The 1,010-nt window shown below is 41.2% G+C and carries 1 protein-coding gene and 1 pseudogene; both read left to right on the forward strand.

The genetic code is table 11. The annotated features are described in order from the left end of the window. A pseudogene (locus tag R7E42_RS25820) lies at positions 1-168 on the forward strand (FUSC family protein); the annotation flags it as partial. Between the two features lie 114 nt (positions 169-282). Then, a partial coding sequence (locus R7E42_RS25825; protein WP_318073360.1) for a hypothetical protein occupies positions 283-1,010 on the forward strand: 728 nt, incomplete at its 3' end.

The raw sequence follows: 1,010 nt of genomic DNA on the forward strand, positions 1-1,010 counted from the left end.
CTAGGGATTAATCTATTGGTTGTACTGACCTCCGGCGCGTTAAACCTGACTCCAATATATAGAATTGAAACACCAATTTTAATGCTGACGAATATTTTAATTATTCTTCTGATCGGCAAATTGTTTTCTGACCTGTTTTGTAAACCTCAAAATGTGCGCAGAGTTTAGAAACTCGATATTAACAGCCATGCTATTCATGTAATGAATTATCAAAATAAATTTTGAAATAACACATACACATTTTTAGTAAATGGGTATTAAGAATATTAAAGAGAGACCATTGTGAAATTAAAAATAGGACTGGTATTTTTAACTACTTTATTTACCCAGTTAAGTTTTGCTCAAGATTCATTTTTCCCTATTTGGGGAGATGAAGCAGAAAAGCGTGGCTATTCACTGCCAAAACCTTATGGTCTTTCCCTTTCATACATGGATATGAGCAATCCAATCACGGTCAACAGTATTGATTTAACAGGACATCCGGTACTTGAGGCGCTTGATATTGATGCTAACCACGCCGATTTTAAAGGTTCCAATATTACTCTAAGGGGAGACGTGTGGATTTTCCCGTTTATGAATATCTATGGAATTATTGGTTATACCCAAGGCACGAGCACAGCAAAAATTAACGCTTTAAGTTGCGATACTTCCTCCGTGCAAGGTATCGGAAACAAAGTTCTGTGTTCGCTGCTCGATGCCGCGGGTGACGAACTACCGGATAGCGCCGCATTTGAGTTAGAGATGGACGGAGGAACCTATGGAGCAGGCACCACATTAGCTGGCGGTGTGGGAAATTGGTTCGCACTACTCGATATGAACTACACCTACACCAGCATAGCCGCCATTGATGGCAATATTAAAACCTTCGTGGCTGCCCCTCGAGTCGGATATCGCTGGCAATACGATGGCGGACGCGAACTGCGCGTATTTGTTGGCGCCATGTATCAAAATGTTCAACCAGAATTGTCTGGTGACCTCAAAAGCTTAAACCTACCACCGCAACTACTTGG

This window comes from Vibrio sp. Vb1337, assembly GCF_033338715.1.
Classification (GTDB): Bacteria; Pseudomonadota; Gammaproteobacteria; order Enterobacterales; family Vibrionaceae; genus Vibrio; species Vibrio alginolyticus.